Origin of the sequence: Amycolatopsis sp. BJA-103 (assembly GCF_002849735.1) — a bacterium.
In the GTDB taxonomy this organism is placed as follows: Bacteria; Actinomycetota; Actinomycetes; order Mycobacteriales; family Pseudonocardiaceae; genus Amycolatopsis.
This window is the reverse complement of sequence record NZ_CP017780.1, coordinates 140837-160547: the sequence shown is the minus strand read 5'-3', so window position 1 is coordinate 160547 and position 19711 is coordinate 140837. Positions and strand designations below refer to the sequence as shown.

The window sequence follows — 19711 nt, the reverse complement described above, 5'->3', positions numbered from 1 at the left end:
TCCCTTCAACCTAAAGGGACGGACGGCGCGGCACCAGGGATCGCTACTACGGTGTGGGCATGGGGAATTTCGTACTGCTCGACGCGCCGTCGAATCTCGGACTGCGTCCGCCCGCCGAAGGAGTGGTCCCGGGCTGTTACAAGGCGCCGGGCGCGCTGCGTGATCACGGCCTGCTCACTCGATTGGGCGCGACCGACGGCGGCGTCGTCACTCCGCCGCGGTATCTGCCCGGCTGGTCGCCGGACGGCGGCGTCCGGAACGCGGCCGGTATCGCGGACTACACGGCGGCCCTCGCCGGTCGTCTCGCGAAGATCCGCGCGGACGGCGACTTCCCGGTCGTCCTCGGCGGCGACTGTTCCATCGCGCTCGCCGCGATGCTGACCCTGCGTCGCGAAGGACGCTTCGGGATCGTCTACTTCGACGGTCACGACGACTTCCGGCACCTGGGCAACTCCGATTTCGTCGCCAACGTCGGCGGCGAGGCGCTCGCCGTCGTGACCGGCCGCGGCGCTCCGGAACTGGCCGATGTGGACGGCCTTTCGCCCTACGTCCGCGACGAGGACGTCCTCGTGCTCGGCGTTCGCGCGGAAGAGTCCGCCGAGGCGCGGGAAGCCGGGCTTCGCATCGTGACCAGCCAAGAGATCATGGCGTCCGGCACCGACGGCGCGCTGACCGCCGCGCGCGAGATTTTCGCACCCTTGGACGGTTTCTGGATCCACATCGACATCGACACCCTCGACCCGGAGTTCGTGTCCGCAGTGGACAGTCCCGATCCCGGCGGGCTCAGCCCGGACAGGCTCGTCGAACTTCTCCGCGGCCTGCTCGCGATCCCCGGCGCCGCCGGGCTGGAGCTGACCATCTTCGATCCCGACCTCGACCCCGACGGCACGCAGGCCGCCCTGGTGGCGGACTGTCTCGTGCGCGCACTGGAAGGAACCCGATGACCGAGGTGACCGTCGCCGACGGCTCGTTCGACGCCCCGCTCTGGCTGCCCGAATCCGGCTCCGGCCCGGGCCTGGTGCTGATCCAGGAGATCTTCGGTCTCGACGACTATCTCAAGTCGGTCGCCGCCGACCTGGCCGCGCTCGGCTACGTCGTCGCCGTACCCGAACTGTTCTGGCGGATCGCCCCCGGCTGGTCGGCCACCCACGACGAAGCCGGCGTCTCGGCGTCGATGGAGGTCGCCGGCAAACTCGACCCGGCACGCGCGGTCACCGACGTCCTCGCGACCCTGGCGACGCTGCGCTCCCTGCCCGAAACCGACGGCCGCGCGGGCGTCTTCGGCTTCTGCCTCGGCGGCTCGATGGCCTACGCGGCCGCCTCCGAGGGCGACCCGGACGTCGCCGTGTCGTACTACGGATCGCGGGTGCCGGACCAGCTTCCCTTGCTGGACAAGATCAGTTGCCCCGTTCAGTTCCAGTTCGGCGGGGCGGATCCGTACATCCCCGTCGAAGGGGTGCGTCACCTGGCCGACGCGGTCGCTTCTCACGACGGCGCGGAGATCCACATCCACGAGGGCGCGGGGCACGCGTTCCACAACCATGTCGCGCCGATGTTCCACCAGCCGGAGCCGGCCGCGGCGGCCTGGGCGCTGACGCTGGAGTTCCTGGGGCGCACCTTCCCTGCCCAGGCTTAGCTGGCCGGTCCGTGAAGGCCTCCTTCCCTACCCTCAGGGTAGGGAAGGAGGCCTTCACGGACCCTATCGCGGTTAGCAGGGGCAAAGACCATCGTCGCGGACCGCGATACCGCAGCCGGCGCAGTAGTCGACCTTGACGAGCGCCGGCGTCGAACGGGCAACCGGTCGATGAAGCGGCTTCGCCCTGCTGGGTCGGATCTCACGACGGAGCGCTGCAATCGCCGGGGCGGTGACACCGGCGAACCCTGCCTCTGCAACCGCTTCCCTCCACTTACGGTCATTCGCGCCCGGATGAGCTCTCAGCCATTGAACGGCGAAGTTGTGCCACGGTACGGCGCCGTTGGAACGGCGCCGCTTGTTTCCCGAAGTGCTCCGTCGGGTGTGTTCCTTGGCTCGCGCCGGTTGGCCGCCACCGGCTGTCGCCTTGACGGCCGGAGGCTGGACGGCCGCAGCCGACTTGACCCGCAAGCGTGCGATCAGCTGAGTCGTCGCGTTCTTGTGGCCTGCCAGTCGCAAGGCGCGCAAACACTCACGGTTGGTTCCCTGTGGAAAGTCAGTCAGCCACTTCCTGGCGGCTGACTGCCATTTACCTCCGGAGACGGCACGTGGCAGTTTGCGCGGAGCTTCGGGCGCCGGGACCGGCTTCTTGTGCCGTGGCTGTCGCCCACTTCTCACGACGATCCACCCCTGAGCCGGTGACTCTCCGAAAACATCCGGATCCGGGATGTCGTCGTCAGGGCTGTATTCCGACCTCACCTCGCGCCGATGCGCACGGTCCAGGTACCAATCGTCGATCCCCACCAAAGCCGGCCACCCTTTCCACCCCCGTTGTCCGTGTTGCTTGAGTCGTGTGAACGGCCGGATCCGCAACAAGCGGATAGTCAACTGTTACTCGGACGGGCGCACACCGGAATATGTCGGTGCCCCCGGGTAGTTTCCCCACCATGGCCACATTGGTGAGTTTTCACGCCCACCCCGACGACGAGTGCATCGTCGCGGGCGGCGTCATGCGCAAGGCCTTCGAGGAAGGCCACCGTGTCGTGCTCGTCGTCGCGACCAGGGGGGAGGTCGGCGAGGTGCCGGACGGGTTCCTCGACGACGGAGAGGAGCTGTGGCAGCGCCGCGTGCAGGAGACGCACGCTTCGGCCGAGGTGCTGGGGGCCAAGCGCGTGGAGTTCCTGGGGTACACCGACTCCGGCATGATGGGCGAGCCGCGCAACGACGTGCCCGGCACGTTCTGGCAGGCCGACGTCGAGGAGGCCGCGCAACGGCTGGCCGAGATCCTGCGCGAGGAGCAGGCCGACGTCCTGACCGTGTACGACGACAACGGCGGCTACGGGCATCCGGACCACATCCAGGTGCACCGCGTCGGCATGCGCGCGGCCGAGCTGGCGGGCACGCCGCGGGTCTACGAGGCGACGAGCAACAGTGACGAGATGCGCCGCGGGATGGAGGAGGCGGTGCGGACCGGGCAGTTGAAGGCCGAAGATCTTCCCGATTTCGACGACGGTGCGGAGTTCGGCAAGCCGGAAGCGGTGCTGACCGCGAGGGTCGATGTCCACGAGTATCTGCCCCAGAAGCGGGCCGCGATGCGCGCGCACGCCAGTCAGATCAGCGAGGACTCGTTCTTCCTCGCGATGCCCGACGAGGGTTTCGCGCAGGCGTTCGGCATCGAGTGGTTCATCCGCGCGGGCCAGGGGCCGGGTATCACCGAGACCGATCTGATGGCGGGTCTCTGACCGATGGGCATGTGCGGTGCGTACTTTCGCGTCACTTCCGATGAACTGCGTGAGCTGATCGAAGAGCCCGATCGGTACTGGGACTACGCGGAGAAGACCAGGGCCACCGAGCGGGCCGTGGACATCGACAAGGCGTGGCACGCGTTGTGGTTCCTGGCCGAGCGGGCCGGGATCGAGATCGACTTCGTACTGGGCGGAACGCTGCTGGGGGAAGAGGGCGGCGACGGACCGGCGCGGTACTTCACGGCCGAAGAGGTGGGGAAGGTCGGCGCGGAGCTGTCTCGGACCGGGTTCGAGCAGCTTTCGCGGGGTGTCGAGCTCTCGGCTCTCGAGGCCAACGGCATCTACCCGTCGATCTGGGACGAGCCCGACGCGCTGGACTACGTGCGGGGTTACTACGACGAGCTCGTGACCTTCTTCGCCGGAGCCGCGAAGGCCGGGGATCCGGTCGTCACGATCGTCACCTGACGACGCCGCTTCCCAGGCCCCGGTGAGCAGGGGGGGGCGTGAGTAGCGATTCGGGTTAGAGCCGAAGACCTGCTGCTTGTGGCAGGAGTTGGTCGCAGGTCCGTGAAGGCCTCCTTGCCTACCCTGAAGGTAGTGAAGGAGGGGCGGATTCAACTGGTGGTTGCAATGCTGGTTGTTTCGTCTGGGAAGAGTAGCCGCCGCAGGCACTCGGCTGGTGTTAGCCAGCCGAGTGTCTTACGCGGTCGTTCGTTGAGCTGTGCGGCGGCCGCGGCGAGGTACTCCGCGGAATAGACCGAGAGGTCGGTTCTCTTGGGAAAGTACTGCCGCAGCAACCCGTTGGTGTTCTCGTTGGTCCCCCGCTGCCACGGCGAGTGCGGATCAGCGAAGTAGACCTGCACCCCGGTCTCCGCGGTGATCCTGGTGTGGTGAGCCATTTCCTTGCCCTGATCCCACGTCAGCGACGCCATCATCGACTCGGGCAGAGTCGCGATCATCGCCGCCATCGCCTCGGCCACCGTCGCCGCGTCACGCCCGTCGGGCAAGTGCAGCAACATCACGAACCGGGTGGTGCGCTCCACCAGCGTCCCGATCGCCGAACCGTGCCCGGTCCCGCAGATCAGATCACCTTCCCAGTGTCCCGGCACCGCCCGGTCCTCAACCTCGGCGGGACGCTCGGAGATGTTGACCATCCCCTGGATCCGTCCCGGCGCCCGTTCCCTGCGCACCTGAGCCTGACGCTGCGGTTTACGCAACGCCCGCCCGGTCCGCAGACATGCGGTGAGCTCACGGCGCAGCGCGCCGCGGGATTGCACGTAGAGCGCTTGGTAGATCGTTTCGTGCGACACCTGTAACTCCGGGTGGTCCGCGTAGTTCTCCCGCAAGACTTTACTGACCTGCTGAGGAGACCATTTCTGCAACAACCCGTCCTGCACCAGGTCCCGCAGGTGACCGTCGACGGCGAGTTTGGCGACCTTCGGCCGCTTCGCTCGCCGCGCCGCCGCGGCCTGGGCCACGCTGGCCCGATACTCCCGACCCGCCACGGTGTTACGGGCCAGCTCCCGAGAGATCGTCCCAGCGCTCCGCCCGAGAATCCTGCCGATCTCCGCCTGGGACTCACCCCGCGCCCGCAGAACCATGATCTCCTCGCGTTCGGCCAGCGACAGGAACCGGTCCGACAACAAGCGGGGTGCGTTGCTCATCACCCCGCCAGCCTCACGGAACCACCGTGAACACGTCGTATGACCGATCCCGAGCACCTGGGCCGCCGGCTTCGCCGGCAACCCAGCCCGCACCAACCCCCAGAACCCGACCTTCACCTCACGCGGCAACTCCCCAACACCCAGCACCCGCAACACCCACCCACCTCAGAGCATTGCAACCACCCCATGAACCCAAGAGGCCTTCACGGACTACGTGATCGCCCTCCGAAGCCTCAGCGACACCCGCCAGCCCAGCAGTCACGGGCGGCGGCGCGTGAAGGGCCACTTCCCTCGGCAGTACATGAAGGCCCCCTTCCTGTACCTAGGCGCAAGGAAGGGGGCCTTCATGTACCGCAGAGGAGAGCCTTCGCGACAGTGGCGTGGTGGGTCGAGTCGTTGCGAGGGCCGCGCCAGCCAGCCCGGGTGTCGCGAAAGCCACTTTCGCGACGTCTGATGTCCCGAAAGTGGCTTTCGCAACACGACCCCTGGCCATCACGAACTCGCGAACACTCGCACGCAGAATCCAGCAGGCACCTACGGCACCCTTGGCTAGAACCCGAATCGCCACTCACGACCACTTGAGGAGACGCTCAGGCCGTGGCGGCGGTGACATCGAGTTCGACGAGCTGGCCGGGGTACCCGAGCTGCGCGACGCCGAGCAGGGTGCTCGCGGTCGTGAAGGCCTCCCCGATCTCCGACTCGACGAACCGGCCCCACACGGCCGAAAGCACGTCGGCGTCCGGCGTCACCACGTAGATCACCGTGCGCACGACGTCGGCCGGGGTCGCCTTGGCGAAGGCGAGCGCGGCGGCGGTGTTGGCGACCACCTGGTCGACCTGCGCGAGCACGTCACCCTCGACGACCTTGCCGTCTTCGGCGAGCGGGCACTGGCCGGCGAGGTGGACGTCCCGGCGGCCTTCGACGATGGTCACGTGGTGATAGGTGGGCGTGGGATGCAGGCCGGGCGGATGGTGGCGTTGAATGGTCACGGGCCGCATCCTCACCGAGACGGCCGCGGCCGGACAACCGGATTTCACGGGAGAGCCATGCGCAGGACGATCGACTGGACCGGCGACGCGGTCACCATCATCGATCAGACCGCGCTTCCCGGCGAGTACCGCGTGCTCGAACTGCGCACGGTCGGCGAACTCGTCGACGCCGTCCAGCGGCTCGCGGTCCGCGGGGCACCGGCGCTCGGCGCGGCGGGGGCACTCGGCGTGGTGCTCGCGACCCGCGCGGGCGGTGACGTCGAAGCAGCGGCGGAGCGCGTCGCCCAGGCTCGCCCGACCGCGGTCAACCTGAGCTGGGGCGTCTCCCGCGCGCTCGCGAAGCTCCCGGAAGGGGCAGAAGCCGTCCTCACCGAAGCGCTGGCGATCCTCGACGAGGACGAGCGGATCAATCACGAGGCCTCCCGGCTGGCGGCCGCGGTGGTGCTCGAACACTGCGGGCGACGGCCGTTGCGGCTGCTCAGCCACTGCAACGCCGGCCACCTCGCGACGGTCGCCTGGGGCAGCGCGCTCGGCGTCGTCTGGCACCTGCACGCTCGCGGCCTGGTCGATTCCGTGCTGGTCGACGAGACCCGGCCGCTGTTGCAGGGTGCCCGCCTGACCGCCTGGGAACTGGCCGAAGCCGGTGTCCCGTACCGGATCCAGCCCGACGGCGCGGCCGCCGCCGCGATGAGCCGCGGCCTGGTCGACTGCGTCCTCGTCGGCGCCGACCGGATCGCCGCCAACGGCGACGTCGCCAACAAGATCGGCACCTACGGGCTGGCGATCGCGGCGAAACACCACGGGATCCCGTTCGTGGTCGTCGCCCCTTCGTCCACTGTGGACACCGCGATGCCGGACGGCGCCGGGATCGTGATCGAGGAACGCGATCCCGGCGAGGTCCTGAGCTTCGGCGGCACGAAGGTCTCCCCCGAAGGCGCGGAGGTGTTCAACCCGGCCTTCGACGTGACGCCGTTCGAGCTGGTCACCGCGGTGGTCACCGAGCAGGGCGTGCTGCGCCCGTGAGCAGCTCGGTGAACAAGGCGGCCGTCTCCGCGTCGTCGTAGTTCAGCGGCAGCGTGTCGAAGTAGTAGCGGACCAGGCCGGGACCGGTGCCGACGATCATCCCGAAGTCGATCGTCCGTCCCTTCGCCCGCACGGTTCCGCGGTACTCCTGGAATCTCGTGCGCGGACCGGCCGCCGCCTGATCGGGCTTCAGGCGGACGTCGGTCATCGCTCCCGCCAGCCTGCCGAGGTAGGCGGCGTGGCAGGCCGGGTCCGTCACCGGCGCCGTCAGCCCCGGTCCGGTGAAGGCCGGTCCTTTCCGAGGACAGTCGTCGGCGACACCGGCGAACAGTTCGCGCAGGTCGTCTCTTTCGATGGGGCGGAACCATTCCGTCCGATCGTGGTAGCGGCGCCCCTGGGTGACTTCGCCGTCCTTGAGCACCACGCGGTACACGGCCGGGTAGCGCACCAACTCGCCGCGGATCACCGCTTCGTTGGCCGCTTCGTAGAACACGGTCTCGCCGCTGACCACGATCTTCACCGGCGTGAACCGGAAGGTCGGGAAGGCGCCCAGCAGGGTCCGCAGGTTGCCCTCGATGTTCGTCCTGCCGCGTACCGGCGGGGCACTTCCCGATTCCGCCAAGGTGCCGTCGGCGGCGAAGATGCGGCCGTACGACCGGACGCGGGCTTCCCGCTCTTCCGGCGTGTCCGACCGCATCGCCCCGAATTCGGTCTGCCGGGTGATGAAGGTGCAGGCACTCGGCGAAACCGCGCCTTCGACCCTGTCTCCCAGCTGGTCCAGGACGCCACAGCCCGCGCTCGTCCCCGCCATCGCCGTCCCGCTTTCCGCCAGCGTCGCACCGAGCACAAGGGCCGCCGCACCAAGGAATCTCTTCATTTTTCGCACTCGGTCACTCTGGCAAGCGAAGCCGTACCTGGTCGATTACCCGCCAGGTAATGCCGCGCTAGAAGGATTCGACACAGGACGGCTCGCGGTCGGTGGCGAACGCCGCCGTGGCCCGCGAAACCGCCCCGGCGGTCCGCTCCTTGATCCGCCCGGCCGCGGCCAGCGTGCTCGGCCGCGTCCCGCCGAGGAAGATCGCGCCGAGGTCGATCACGTCCAGTTCGAGATCCGGCGAGTCCGCCACTCGGGTGACTTCGGCGTTCCCCTCGGCGTCGGCGGTGAGCCGCCAGTTCCCGGTGTTCCACGGGCAGAACGCGTCGTGCACACCGAACACCAGGTCCACCGGAGCGCCGTAGCGGCGGGTGACCAGGGCGCGGTCGACGTCGACGAGCCGGAACCACAGCGAGTCACCGGCGGATCGGATCATTTTGCGGGGGTCGGCGAGCAGGTGGATGAGCGGTTCGTCGAGGGCGGCGAAGGCCTCCACCGTGACGACCAGGTCGTAGTCGAGCAGGAAGCGGTACAGCGTCGCGTAAGCCTCCGGCGTGGTCGCGACCAGTTCCTGCACGGTCAACGTGCCTTGCGGGCCTTCTTCGTTCCAGTCGTTCTTCACCCGGTAGATCACGTAGCCGTCCGGCAGGACGGCGAACTTCTGCGCGGTCGCGCCGTGGCGCCGGTACTCGGGGTCGTCGAGAAGGAATTCCCAGGTCGAATCGGGCCTGTCGAGCGCGCCGACCCGCTGCGGCGCTTCCTTTTCGTAAATCGCCCTGATCAGCGGGATCGCTTGCTCGCGCCCGATTTCGCGCACCCGCTCGGCTTCGAGTTCGACGCCGGGCCGGAACACGGACTTCGCGCGTACCTTCGCGCGGTAGAACTGCGCCGCGAGGCCGTAACCGAACCGTGAGTAGATGACCGCCTCGGACGCCCACAGCGCGGCGATCGGTTCGGCGCCGTCCTCGTGCAGACCGTGCAACTGCGCCCGCATGATCCGGGTGAGCACGCCCCGCCTGCGGTGCCCCGGGGCGACACCGACCGACGTCACCGCGGCCAGCGGCGTCTGGCGGGCACCGGGAACGGTGATCTTGCGAGTGAGCAGTTCACCCGCTCCGATGAGGTCGTCACCGTCGAACACACCGTGCGTACGCTCCGGCTCGAACACCAGCTCTTCGCGGTGTTTCAATCCTTCAGTGAGATCGGTGAGAAAAGCGCCCGCGAGCAGTTCCGAGAACGCGGGCAGATCGTCGGTGGTCAGGGTTCGGATGGTCAAATCGTCATCACTCACCCAGTCGTCCTACGCCTGTTCACCGACGACCGCCACGCATTAACGAGCGAACATCAGGGCCGCGGCCCGATCACCTCGCCTTTTTCCAGCACTTCGATGGCCATCGCGGGGCAGGAGTCCGCCGCGTCCAGCACCATCTCGTCCGGGTTCACCTCTCCCGCGACCGCCTTCGCCGTGGCGCCTTCGAGTTCGAAGACCTCCGGCACCAAGGCGGCGCACATCCCCGAGCCGATGCACGTACCGCCATCGACCTCGACTTTCCAGCTCATGCTCACCATCCGATCGGCATGGAGCGGGGCCCCCGCACCAGCATCTGCGTCTTCCACACGATATCGCCGTCGAGGCGCAGTCCGGGGAAATCTCGCAGTAATGCCTTCAACGCCTCCTGCAGTTCCAGCCTGGCCAGCGGAGCACCGAGACAGTGGTGCACGCCGTGCCCGAAACCGAGGTGAGGATTGGCTTCCCTGCCGAATTCGAGGGTTTCCGCCGAGCTGAACTGGAGCGCGTCCCGGTTGGCGGCACCGATCGCGACCATCACCGGCTCGCCTTCCTTCACCAGCACGTCACCCACTTGGACGTCTTCGGTGGCGTAGCGGGCGAACCCGGCTCCGGCACCCAGGGGGACGAACCGCAGCAGTTCCTCGACCGCGGCCGGGATCAGGTCCAGGTCCGCGCGCAGCCGGGCGAGCTGCTCCGGCTGCTCGAGCAGCGCGTAGACGAAGTTGGGGATCTGGCTGGCGGTGGTCTCGTGCCCGGCGATCAGGATGCCGATGCACATGTCGACCAGTTCCAGTTCGCTCAACCTGTCGCGGACGTCGCGCGCTTCGATCAGCGCGGTCATCAGGTCGTCCTGGGGCCGGGCGCGGTGCTCTTCGACGAGCACGTGCATGTACGCCCGCAGTTCTTCCTGGTTGGCCATCATCTCTTCGGTGGTCAACGGGCTGGTCGACAGCGCGGCGTCGCTCCACACGCGGAACTTCGGCCGGTCCTCGACGGGGACGCCGAGCAGTTCGCAGATCACCGCGACCGGGATCGGCAGCGCGTAGTCTTCGACCAGGTCAGCGGGCTGTCCCTTGGCCTTCATGTCCTCGATCAGGCCCGCCGCGAGCTCCGCGACGCGCGGCCGCAGCAGTTCGACGCGGCGCATGGTGAACGCCTTCGCGACCAGCGTGCGCAGCCGGGTGTGGTCGGGCGGGTCCATGGCCAGGATGCCGCCGGGCCGCCTGCCCGGCGCCATCCGCGGCTCGTCCTTGTCCGTGGCCATCGCGCGGGAGAACCGCCGATCACCCAGGACGAACCGCGCGTCCGCGTACCGGGTGGCAAGCCACGTCGGCTCGCCGTGCGGGAGGCGGACGCGGAGCATGCCCTTGGTGTCGCGGGCGGTGGCGTAGGCCTCGTCGAGTTCGAGTCCTGTGTCCTGGTTGAACGGGTAGGCGATGAATTCGGCGTCTGTGGTGGTCATTTGTCCGGAAACCCCCCGGCTCGGCGGTTTGTAAGCAACTGCTTACAACGCTAACCACGATCACGGTGAGCGTCAATGCGCCTACCGTGCGACGTCCGGCTAGCCTGTGCCCGATGACGGAAGAACCGCAGGTCCGCAAGCGCGACGCGGCCGCGACGAAGGCGGCCCTGCTCGACGCGGCGGCGGCGCTGTTCGCCGAGCGCGGTTTCGATCGGACGACCGTGCGCGACATCGCGAAGCTCGCCGGAGCCAATCAAGCGCTGCTGTTCCGCTACTTCGGGTCGAAGGACGCGCTCTTCGAAGAGGTCCTGGCGCGCGGCGGACGCGAGCAGATCGCCACCACGCCGCCGGACGAACTGCTCGGGACGGCGTTGCGCAGCATGCTGGAGTCCGACACCGGCCGCGACCGCACCCTCGACGCCTACCTGCGCTCGACGGGGCACGACAGCGCGGCGGGCGCCGTCCGGCGGCAGCTCGGCGAGGAGTACGCGAAGGTGCTCGCCACGCTGACCGACGCCGACGACGCGGATCTGCGGGCCGACCTCATCCTGGCCTGGCTGCTCGGGATCGGCCTGGTCCGCGAGATCACCGGCAAGGAACCCCTGGCCAGCGCGGATCCCGACGACGTCTGCCGCCTCGTCCTCGGCGCGGCCCGGACGCTGCTGGAGCGCAGCGGGTAATCACGTCGCCATCCGCGGTCCGCTGTTCTACGGTCGGTCGCGTGATCCCGTTCCCGCCCGCCGGCACCGAAGCCGAGTTCGACTGCTTGACCAGGCAGGACCTTCTTCCGGCCGTGACGTCGCTGACCGGATCGCTCGGCCTGGGCGAAGCCGTCCCGTTCACCGAGGGCTCGCTGCCGGTCTACGCCATCGGCGAAGACCTGGTCCTCAAACTGTTCCCGCCGGTACACCTCGACGAACTCCCCACCGAGCGGACGATGCTCGAAGTCCTGCACGGGAAGCTGCCGATCCCGACACCCGCCGTGCACGACGTCGGCGAGCGGGACGGCTGGGGTTACGTGCTCATGGAACGCCTGCGCGGCGAAACGCTCAAGGACGCCTGGCCGAAACTGTCCACAGAGGACAAACACCGGCTCGCCCCCGAACTCGGCGAGGCGCTGTCCACGCTGCATTCCCTGCGCGACACGCGGCTGGACGTCCTCGATCCGCCGGACTGGGCCGCGTTCGTGGCCGAGCAGCGCGCGAACGCCGTCGAGCATCACCGCCGGACCGGCCTCGACGAGGCCTGGATCGCGCAGATCCCGGCGTTCCTCGATTCCGTAGACCTGGGCTCGCCTCCTGTCGTCCCGCTGCACACCGAGTTCATGCGCGACCACGTCATGGTCGCCCACGACGGCGAACGCCCGCGACTGACCGGGCTCTTCGATTTCGAACCGGCGATGCGCGGCGCGGCCGAGTACGACTTCGTCGCCGTCGGCCTGTTCGTTTCCGGCGGTGACAAGGACTTCCTGCGGCGTTTGCTCGCCGGGTACGGCGCGGAACCCGACGAGGAGTTCTCGCGCCGCTGCCTCGCGTACGCGCTTTTGCACGTCTACAGCAATTTCACGTGGTACCTCAAGGTTCTCCCGGCCCCGGAAGAACCGACGCTGGAGAGCCTCAGCCGCGCTTGGTGGTAGCCCAGGTCACCGGCACGGCCTCCGGGCCGCGGAGCGAAAGCGGCGGCCGCCACGCGATTTCCGCGAGCGGCACGGCGAGATCCAGTCCGGGGAGGCCGTCGAGCAGTGTCCGGAACGCGATCTCCCCTTCGAGCCGGGCGAGTGCCGCGCCGAGGCAGAAGTGAAGTCCGTGCCCGAAGCCGAGTTGCGGTGCGTTCCGGCGCCGGATGTCGAACCGCGAAGCGCCGGGAAAGGCGGACTCGTCACGGTTCGCCGCGCCGGCGTGCGCCAGCACGGCCTCACCGCGCCGGACCAGGCCGCCACTCAGTTCGACGTCCTCCAGCGCGACCCGGAGCAGCGACGCGTCGGCCGGTCCGTCGAACCGCATGATCTCCTCGATGGCCCCCGCCGTCAGGCCGGGATCCGAGCGCAGCGCGGCGAGCTGCTCCGGATTCCCCGACAGCAGCACGATCCCGGTCGCGATCAGACTGACCGTGGTCTCGTGCCCGGCCAGCAGGAGCTGGGTGGCCAGGTCGATCAACTCGGCCTCGGTGAACCGGTCACCGTCCTCGTCGCGGGTGTGCACGAGGACGCTCAGCAGGTCCTCGCCCGGATTCGCCCGCTTGACGGCGACGAGTGCCGTCATGTCGTCCGCACCGTCACGCCGCGCCTGCGCCACTTCCGCCGGCGTGTACGCCATCGGCGTGACGATCACCCGCGACCACTGGCGGAACCGTTCCTTGCCTTCGAACGGGACGCCGAGGATCTCGCACATGACCGCGGTGGGCAGGGGGAAGGCGAACATCTCCACGAGATCCACCGGAGGACCGTGCCGGCGCATCGCGCGCAGGAGGCCGTCGGCGATCTCCTGGATCCGTGGCCGCAGCCCGGCGATCCGGCGGACGGTGAAGGCCGGTGCCGACAGCTTCCGCAGCCGCGTGTGATCCGGCGGGTCCATGTTCAGGATGCTGTGGTCACCGGTGGAGAAATCACCCGGCTCGATGAGACACGGCGCGCCGGGCGCGAGCAGATTCCGGGAGAACCGGGTGTCCGAGAAGATCAGGCGGACGTCTTCGTACCGGGTCACCAGCCAGCCTTCGCAACCACTGGGGAAGACGACCCGGGACATCGGCGGATACTCCGCGTAAATCTCCCCCATCGGGGTCGCGGCGTGGTTCTTGGCCGCGGGATACGTGGCTGTCATGGGCCGATGATGAGTGGCGGGGAGCACCGCCGGAAGACTCCGGCCGATCACCCGCCCGAAGAGCCGAAGATCCTTCTCACCGCGTGATAATCCCGCGCAGGAACTCCAGGTAATCCGGCCGCTCGGCCGAGGACAGCAGCGTCCCGCCGCTCGCCCGCTGCGCCTGGATCAACCCGATGAAGGCCGTGTAGGCCAGCAGGCCGCGATGCCGTGCCTCGGCTTCGGGGCAGTCCATCTCCCGGAAGCACCGGACGATGAACTCGACGCGCCGCGCGGTGACCTCGGCGAGCAGCGGGCCGATCACCGGGTCACCGGCGTGAGCGAGCAGAGCCAGCTCGGCCCGTTCTTCGTCCCTCGCCCCGAAGACGAGCTCGAAGAGTTCGCGCAGCCGTCGCACCGGATCCGAGATCCCGTCCAGGAGGGTGATCAGCGCCTCGGTGTCCTGCTCGACCCAGCGGCGCACGGCGGCTTCGACCAAGGCGTCCCGGTTCGCGAAATGCCAGTAGAAACTGCCTTTCGTCGTCCCGAGCTTCGCGGCGATGGGCTCGACGGCGATCGCGGCGACCCCGCCTTCGCACAGCGCTTCGAGCGCCGCGTCGGCCCAATCTTCACGGGCGAGCTTCCGTTTCCCGGCCACCTTGCATACGCTACCGTACGGAAAACCATACGGCACCGTACGGAGGCGGCCATGCCTTTCGGATCACCCGCGAACTGGGGCGCGACCCCGGACGAACGCCGGCGCGCGCAGCCGGCGGACACTCTGCTCGACGGCCCCGTCGCGCTCTTCGACCGCGCCGTCACCGTGCACGCGCCCGCCGCGCTCGCTTACCGCTGGCTCTGTCAGATCTCGGTCGCGCCCTACAGCTACGACCTGCTCGACAACCTGGGCAAGCGCAGTCCGCGCACCCTCACCCCCGGCGCCGACGAACTCGCTCCCGGCGACACGCTGATCGTGTTCGAGCTGACCGAGGTGGAGCGGGGGCACAGCCTCACGGGGCGCACTTTCGCCAAGTCCGAGAACCTGTTCGGCCCGGTGGCCGCCACCTACTCGGTCGAGCCGATCGACGAGCGATCGTGCCGGATGCTGTGCCGCATCGTCGTGACCTCCCAGGGTTTCCGTGGCCGCCTCAAAGAGTTCCTGCTCGGCTGGGGCGACCTGATCATGATGCGGAAACAGTTGCTGACGTTGAAGAAGTACGCCGAACGCGACGCTCTGGCGCAACGCACGTCGTGAGTGGCGTTTCGGGTTAGAACCCGAATCGCCACTCACGACCAACTCGACCCACGCGGTCCGGCGCTGAAGGCTCCCTTCGCCACGAACGACGCACCCGCCCTTGTTCAGGCACGGGCTGCCCGGGCCGACAGTGTTACGAAAGCCACTTTCGCAACCTTCAACGTTGCGAAAGTGGCTTTCGCAACACCTGCCCCGCGACCGGCGCCGAAGGACGGCACGAGCGTGCCACCTTTGGCTTACCCCTCAAGAGAACCGTCCTGCGACGCACTACGGCAGCGCGCGTCGTAGCAGCTCCGCCAGGTGCACGGCCTTGCGTCCGTCGAGTTGCTCGATCTGCGTCCGGCAGCTGAACCCGTCCGCGACCACTTCGGTGCCCTCGGCCGCGGCGCGGATCGCGGGCAGCATGCGGTCTTCGGCGCAGGCGACGGAAACATCGTAGTGGCCGCGTTCGAAACCGAAGTTGCCAGCCAATCCACAGCAACCGGAGTCCATTGTGGAATTGTGGATACCCGCCGCGCGCATCGCGGCCTCGTCGGCGCCGAAGCCGAGCACGGCGTGCTGGTGGCAGTGGACCTGGCTGAGCGCTTCGACGTCCAGCGAACGGAATTCCAGCGGTGAGTCTTCGACGAGTTCGGCGAAGGTGCGGGTCTGCGCGGCGAGCAGTTTCGCCACCGGGTCACCGGGCAGGAGCGCCTCCAGATCACCGCGGAAGAGAGCCGTGCAACTCGGCTCCAGCCCGGCCACCTGATACCCCGACCGCAGGTAAGGCTCGAGGACGGAAAGCGTGCGGCGCAACACGTTCTTCGCCACGTCGAGCTGCCCGGTGGACACCCACGTGAGGCCACAGCAGACGCCGCGATCGGGCAGGACGACGTCGTAGCCGGCCGCGATGAGCACCTCGGCCGCGGCGTCGAGGACGTCCGGCGTGAGGTAGTTGTTGAAAGAATCGGGCCACAGCACCACGCGCCGGGGACCGGTCGCCCAGCGTTTGAGGTCGTCGCGGCGTCGCGTGAACGGTGTCCGGGCGAACGTCGGGAGCTCGCGTTCCGGTGCGATCCCGCCGAATTTCTTCAGCAGGCCGGAGAACCGGCGCGACATCGTGTTCGCCAGCCGTGGCGCCAGCGAGGCCGCGCGCAGCCACACCGGGAGCCAGCCCATCGAGTAGTGCGATGCCGGGCGCACCCGCCCCTTGTGGTGCTGGTGCAGGAATTCCGCCTTGTAGGTCGCCATGTCGACATCGACCGGGCAGTCGGAGAGGCAGCCCTTGCACGAAAGGCAGAGATCCAGCGCCTCGGCGACTTCTTCCGAACGCCAGCCGTCGGTGATCAGCTCGCCGTTGACCATCTCGGCGAGCAGATGCGCGCGCCCGCGTGTCGAGTGCTTTTCCTCGCGAGTGGCGCGATAACTCGGGCACATCACGCCCGCGCCGGTGGTGTTGCGGCATTTCCCGACGCCGACGCAGCGCCGCATCGCCTGCCCGAAGCTCCCCTGATCCTCCGGGTACGCGAGCGCGGTGACGTCCTCCAGTGCGAGCGGTGCCCGGCGGACCCGGAGATCGGCGTCGACCGGCCTCGGATCGACGAGGATGCCGGGGTTCATCCTGCCCGCCGGATCGAAGATCCCCTTGAACCGCGCGAAAAGCGCGAGGATCTCGGGGCTGTACATCCGGGACAGCAGTTCCGAGCGGGCCTGGCCGTCGCCGTGTTCCCCGGACAGCGAGCCGCCGTGCGCGGCGACCAGGTCGGCCGCCTCTTCGAGGAATAACCGGAATCCGGCGATCCCGTGCGGGGAAAGGAGATCGAAGTCCAGCCGCAGATGCAGGCAGCCCTCGCCGTAGTGGCCGTAGACGACGCTCTTGCGGCCGTGCTTCCGCATGAGTTCCTTGAACTCGCGCAAGTAGGCGCCCAACCGCGCGGGCGGGACGGCGGCGTCTTCCCAGCCGGGCCAGGCTTCCTCGCCACCGGCCAGCCGCGTCGCGAGACCGGCGCCCTCCTCCCGGATGCGCCACAGCCGCTTCTGCGCGGCCGCGTCGTCCAGCAGCGCGGATCCGGTCAGCGCGCCCCGCAGCCCGGCGATCAGGTCGCGCGCCTTGTCCGGGTCTTCCATCTCGACGAACAACCAGGCCCCACCCGGCGGGAGTCCGTCGGCACGGCCCGGCTCCAGCAGTGCGACGAGGTCCGCGTCGACCCCTTCCACGGTCAGCGGCGACCACGGCAGGATCGCCGGGACCGCGTCGGCCGCGGCGATGTCGGACTCGAAGCCGAGCACCGCGAGGACCTTGCGTTTCGGCACCTCGGCGAGGGAGACCGTCGCCCCCAGCACGGTGACGCAGGTGCCCTCGCTGCCGACCAGCGCCTTGGCGACGTCGAAACCGTTCTCCGGCAACAGGTGTTCCAGCCCGTACCCGGACACCCGCCTGCTGAACGAGGACAGCTCGGTGCGCAGCAACGCCAGGTTGTCCCGGACGAGCGCGCGCAACTCCGAGAAGACCCGGCCTTCCGTACCGGGCTTGGCCGCTCGCTCGTCCACTTCGGACGGTGAGGTGGGCCCGACGGTCAGCCGGGTGCCGTCGTAGAGCAGCACGTCCAGTTCACGGACGACGTCGACCGTGCGCCCGTAGGCGACCGAATGCGAACCGCAGGCGTTGTTGCCGATCATCCCGCCGATCGTGCAGCGCGAATGCGTCGACGGATCGGGGCCGAAGCGGAGCCCGTGCGGCGCGGCGAGCGCTTGGAGGTCGTCGAGGACGGTCCCGGGCGCCACCCGCGCCGTGCGCGCCCCGGGATCGAGGTCGAGGACCCCGCCGAGGTGACGCGACAGGTCGATCACGACGCCCGGCCCGCACGAGTTGCCCGCGACGCTGGTGCCGCCGCCTCTGGCGATCACCGGCAGCCCGGCCTCCCGGCAGGCGGCGACGGCCGCGATCACTTCGTCGACGCTCCGCGGCAGCACCACGCCCTGGGGCACGTGCCGGTAGTTGGAGGCGTCGGTCGTGTACAGAGCCAGTGTCGCGGCGTCGGCCAGGATCTCCACGGAGTCCATTCAAGACAACCGGGGGCGAGAACGCATCGGCGAACCTCTCCGGACGGGTGTGTCGGAAACCACGTCCGGTGTGCGATCGTGAGCGCGTGACGGCGAAACGCCAGGTCGCGACGGAACTCGCCGCCGAGCACAGCGCGGTGCTCGGCGGGCTTCTGCGCGAGCGCGAAGCGCTGCTCGCCACCCTCGACAGGGTCGCGGCGCTCAACGGCACCGCCCGGCTGATCCGCGAGTCGATCGGCACGCATTCCGGTTTCGTCGCCGAGCTGACCGGACCCGAACAGGCGGTGATCCGCTGGATGTCGGGCACCCGCACGGACGCACTGCAGGACCTCGCCGTGCCGATCGGCCAGGGCATCGGCGGCCGCGTGCTGGCGCTGGGCAGGCCGGTGCGGGTGAACGACTACGTCAGCTCGCCGAGCATCACCCACCAGTTCGACGCGCAGGTCCGCGGCGAGGGTCTCGCCGCGATGATCGCCGTCCCGATCGTCAACGGGACCGAAACCGTCGCCATCGCGTACGCCGCCATGCGCGAGCCGCGCGACTTCGGCGACGACGCCGTCCAATCCCTCGTAGAGATCGCCGGGGAGGCGGGCCGGGCGCTGAAACTGGCGTCGGTCGCCGAGGCCGACCGCGAAACGGCGTTGTCCGCCGAGCGGCTCCGCATGCAGAGCGCGCTGCACGATTCCGTCGGCGCGCTGCTGTTCTCCATCGGTGTCCAGGTCCGGAACCTGCACGAGGACATCAGCGACAACCCGGCGCTCGAATCGCGGCTGCGGCGGCTGGAAGGCGACGTGTCGGCCGCGTCGCGGGCACTGCGCGAGTCGCTGCTGGCGCTGTCGGAGTCGAGTCCGGAGCGCGCGCTGCCGGTGGAACTGGCCGAGCACTGCCGCTCGTTCCAGGCCCGCTGCGGCGTCCCGGCGCGGTTCGTCCAGCTCGCGCCGGTGCCGCGACTGGACGCCGAACGCACCGGACTGCTGGTCGCGGCCGTCCGGGAGGGCCTGCTCAACGTCGAGAAACACGCCGACGCGCTGTCGGTCGTGGTCAGCCTGCTGCCCAGCGAAGAGGGCGTGCAGGTGGTCGTCGCCGACGACGGGACCGGTCATCGTGGTGACGAACCGGAACCGGGGACCGGGATGGGCCTGCGCGCGCTGGCGGAACGCGCCGCGCGGCTCGGCGGCCGGGTCAGCCTGGTCCACGACGAGGACGACGGGTGCACACTGCGCGCTTGGGTGCCGGAACCGTGCCGTCGCCGGTGACCGTGCTCGTCGTGGACGACCATCCGGTGGTCCGCGACGGGGTGAGCCTGCTGCTGCGCTACGACCCGGCGATGACCGTGGTGGGTTCGGCCGAGACCGGCCGGGCCGCGATCCAGCGGGCGGGCGAGCTGAAACCGGTGTTGATCCTGCTGGACCTGCGGCTGCCGGACATGCTCGCGCCCGAGGTCATCGCCGAGCTCCGGCGCGTGCACCCGGCCGGGCGGATCGTGGTGTTCACCGCGCACGGCGACCATCAGGGCGTGCGGGCCGCGCTGGACTCCGGGGCGCACGGCTGCCTGCTCAAGGACGTCGCCGGGACGGATCTGGTGGCCGCGTTGCGGCAGGTGCTGAAGGGTGACCGGGTCGTCGATCCGCGCATCTTCCCCGACGACGGCCAGCGGTCCGACGCGCTGGCCCGCAGCGGCCTGACGCGGCGCGAGTACGAGGTCCTGCGGCTGGCCGCGCAGGGACAGACGAATCCGGAGATCGCGGAATCGACCGGGCTGGCGCGGAACACGGTGAAGACGTACCTGCAGTCCGCGCTGCACAAACTCGGCGCCCGCAACCGCGTCGAAGCCATCGGCAAGGCCTCCGAAGCCGGCCTCCTCTGACGCGTTTCGTCCTCTGGTTGCGGTACTTGCACGTGCAACTACCGCAACCAGAGGACGAGTTGCGCCGT

19 protein-coding genes are annotated in these 19711 nt (G+C 69.1%); 10 read left to right on the top strand and 9 right to left on the bottom strand.

The annotated features are described in order from the left end of the window. The first annotated feature begins 59 nt into the window (after positions 1-59). The 4 genes from BKN51_RS00865 to BKN51_RS00850 all read left to right on the top strand — a co-directional run bounded on the left by BKN51_RS00865 (position 60) and on the right by BKN51_RS00850 (position 3843). Positions 60-944, top strand: coding sequence for an arginase family protein (locus tag BKN51_RS00865; protein ID WP_101605781.1), 885 nt, complete (start codon positions 60-62; stop codon positions 942-944). Next, entirely contained in the window at positions 941-1636 is a 696-nt protein-coding gene (locus tag BKN51_RS00860; protein ID WP_101605780.1) for a dienelactone hydrolase family protein, read from the top strand. The genes BKN51_RS00865 and BKN51_RS00860 overlap by 4 nt, the downstream gene beginning before the upstream one ends. Positions 1637-2580: 944 nt before the next feature. Next, positions 2581-3375 (top strand): PIG-L family deacetylase, encoded by a 795-nt coding sequence (locus BKN51_RS00855; RefSeq protein ID WP_101605779.1) that lies wholly within the window; start codon positions 2581-2583, stop codon positions 3373-3375. A gap of 3 nt (positions 3376-3378) precedes the next feature. After that, the gene (locus BKN51_RS00850) at positions 3379-3843 is read left to right on the top strand and encodes a YfbM family protein (protein ID WP_101605778.1); all 465 of its coding nucleotides are present in this window, start codon (positions 3379-3381) and stop codon (positions 3841-3843) included. Between the two features lie 149 nt (positions 3844-3992). On the opposite strand, the gene BKN51_RS00845 is transcribed toward BKN51_RS00850, so the two are convergent. Both BKN51_RS00845 and BKN51_RS00835 read right to left on the bottom strand, forming a co-directional pair. Beyond that, a complete protein-coding gene (locus BKN51_RS00845) occupies positions 3993-5189 on the bottom strand; it encodes an IS30 family transposase (protein ID WP_442857690.1) in 1197 nt (398 codons plus the stop codon). A 443-nt stretch (positions 5190-5632) separates the two neighbouring features. Beyond that, entirely contained in the window at positions 5633-6040 is a 408-nt protein-coding gene (locus BKN51_RS00835; protein WP_233224288.1) for a RidA family protein, read from the bottom strand. A 48-nt stretch (positions 6041-6088) separates the two neighbouring features. Between BKN51_RS00835 and mtnA the strand changes: the two genes are divergently transcribed. Then, positions 6089-7054: an S-methyl-5-thioribose-1-phosphate isomerase gene (mtnA, locus tag BKN51_RS00830; protein ID WP_101605776.1), complete on the top strand. Its 966-nt coding sequence runs from the start codon at positions 6089-6091 to the stop codon at positions 7052-7054. On the opposite strand, the gene BKN51_RS44050 is transcribed toward mtnA, so the two are convergent. The 4 genes from BKN51_RS44050 to BKN51_RS00805 form a co-directional block, all read right to left on the bottom strand. Then, positions 7026-7931, bottom strand: a complete 906-nt coding sequence (locus BKN51_RS44050) for a nuclear transport factor 2 family protein (protein WP_233224287.1) — start codon at positions 7929-7931, stop codon at positions 7026-7028. The genes mtnA and BKN51_RS44050 overlap by 29 nt on opposite strands. A gap of 67 nt (positions 7932-7998) precedes the next feature. Further along, positions 7999-9219: a GNAT family N-acetyltransferase gene (locus tag BKN51_RS00815; protein WP_101605775.1), complete on the bottom strand. Its 1221-nt coding sequence runs from the start codon at positions 9217-9219 to the stop codon at positions 7999-8001. A 53-nt stretch (positions 9220-9272) separates the two neighbouring features. Further along, positions 9273-9488, bottom strand: a complete 216-nt coding sequence (locus BKN51_RS00810; protein ID WP_101605774.1) for a ferredoxin — start codon at positions 9486-9488, stop codon at positions 9273-9275. 2 nt (positions 9489-9490) lie between these two features. Then, positions 9491-10681: a cytochrome P450 gene (locus BKN51_RS00805; protein ID WP_101605773.1), complete on the bottom strand. Its 1191-nt coding sequence runs from the start codon at positions 10679-10681 to the stop codon at positions 9491-9493. A 113-nt stretch (positions 10682-10794) separates the two neighbouring features. On the opposite strand from BKN51_RS00805, the gene BKN51_RS00800 reads away from it, so the two are divergent. Beyond that, entirely contained in the window at positions 10795-11361 is a 567-nt protein-coding gene (locus BKN51_RS00800) for a TetR/AcrR family transcriptional regulator (protein WP_101605772.1), read from the top strand. 41 nt (positions 11362-11402) lie between these two features. Further along, positions 11403-12317: a phosphotransferase family protein gene (locus BKN51_RS00795; protein ID WP_101605771.1), complete on the top strand. Its 915-nt coding sequence runs from the start codon at positions 11403-11405 to the stop codon at positions 12315-12317. On the opposite strand, the gene BKN51_RS00790 is transcribed toward BKN51_RS00795, so the two are convergent. Then, positions 12298-13500 carry a cytochrome P450 gene (locus tag BKN51_RS00790; RefSeq protein WP_101605770.1) on the bottom strand — a complete coding sequence of 401 codons (1203 nt, stop codon included), beginning with the start codon at positions 13498-13500 and terminating at the stop codon, positions 12298-12300. The two genes, BKN51_RS00795 and BKN51_RS00790, sit on opposite strands and share 20 nt — an antisense overlap. A gap of 76 nt (positions 13501-13576) precedes the next feature. Continuing rightward, positions 13577-14137, bottom strand: a complete 561-nt coding sequence (locus BKN51_RS00785; RefSeq protein ID WP_101605769.1) for a TetR/AcrR family transcriptional regulator — start codon at positions 14135-14137, stop codon at positions 13577-13579. A gap of 51 nt (positions 14138-14188) precedes the next feature. Between BKN51_RS00785 and BKN51_RS00780 the strand changes: the two genes are divergently transcribed. After that, positions 14189-14734, top strand: coding sequence for a hypothetical protein (locus BKN51_RS00780; RefSeq protein ID WP_101605768.1), 546 nt, complete (start codon positions 14189-14191; stop codon positions 14732-14734). A 267-nt stretch (positions 14735-15001) separates the two neighbouring features. Here the strand turns inward: BKN51_RS00780 and BKN51_RS00775 are convergent, their stop codons facing one another. Further along, positions 15002-17776, bottom strand: a complete 2775-nt coding sequence (locus tag BKN51_RS00775; RefSeq protein WP_369862500.1) for an FAD-binding and (Fe-S)-binding domain-containing protein — start codon at positions 17774-17776, stop codon at positions 15002-15004. Positions 17777-17862: 86 nt separating this feature from the next. On the opposite strand from BKN51_RS00775, the gene BKN51_RS00770 reads away from it, so the two are divergent. Together BKN51_RS00770 and BKN51_RS00765 are read left to right on the top strand one after the other, a co-directional pair. Beyond that, positions 17863-19032, top strand: coding sequence for a GAF domain-containing sensor histidine kinase (locus BKN51_RS00770; protein WP_101605767.1), 1170 nt, complete (start codon positions 17863-17865; stop codon positions 19030-19032). Then, a complete protein-coding gene (locus BKN51_RS00765; RefSeq protein WP_174720380.1) occupies positions 19002-19643 on the top strand; it encodes a response regulator in 642 nt (213 codons plus the stop codon). Before BKN51_RS00770 ends, BKN51_RS00765 begins: the two co-directional genes overlap by 31 nt. Positions 19644-19711: the final 68 nt, after the last annotated feature.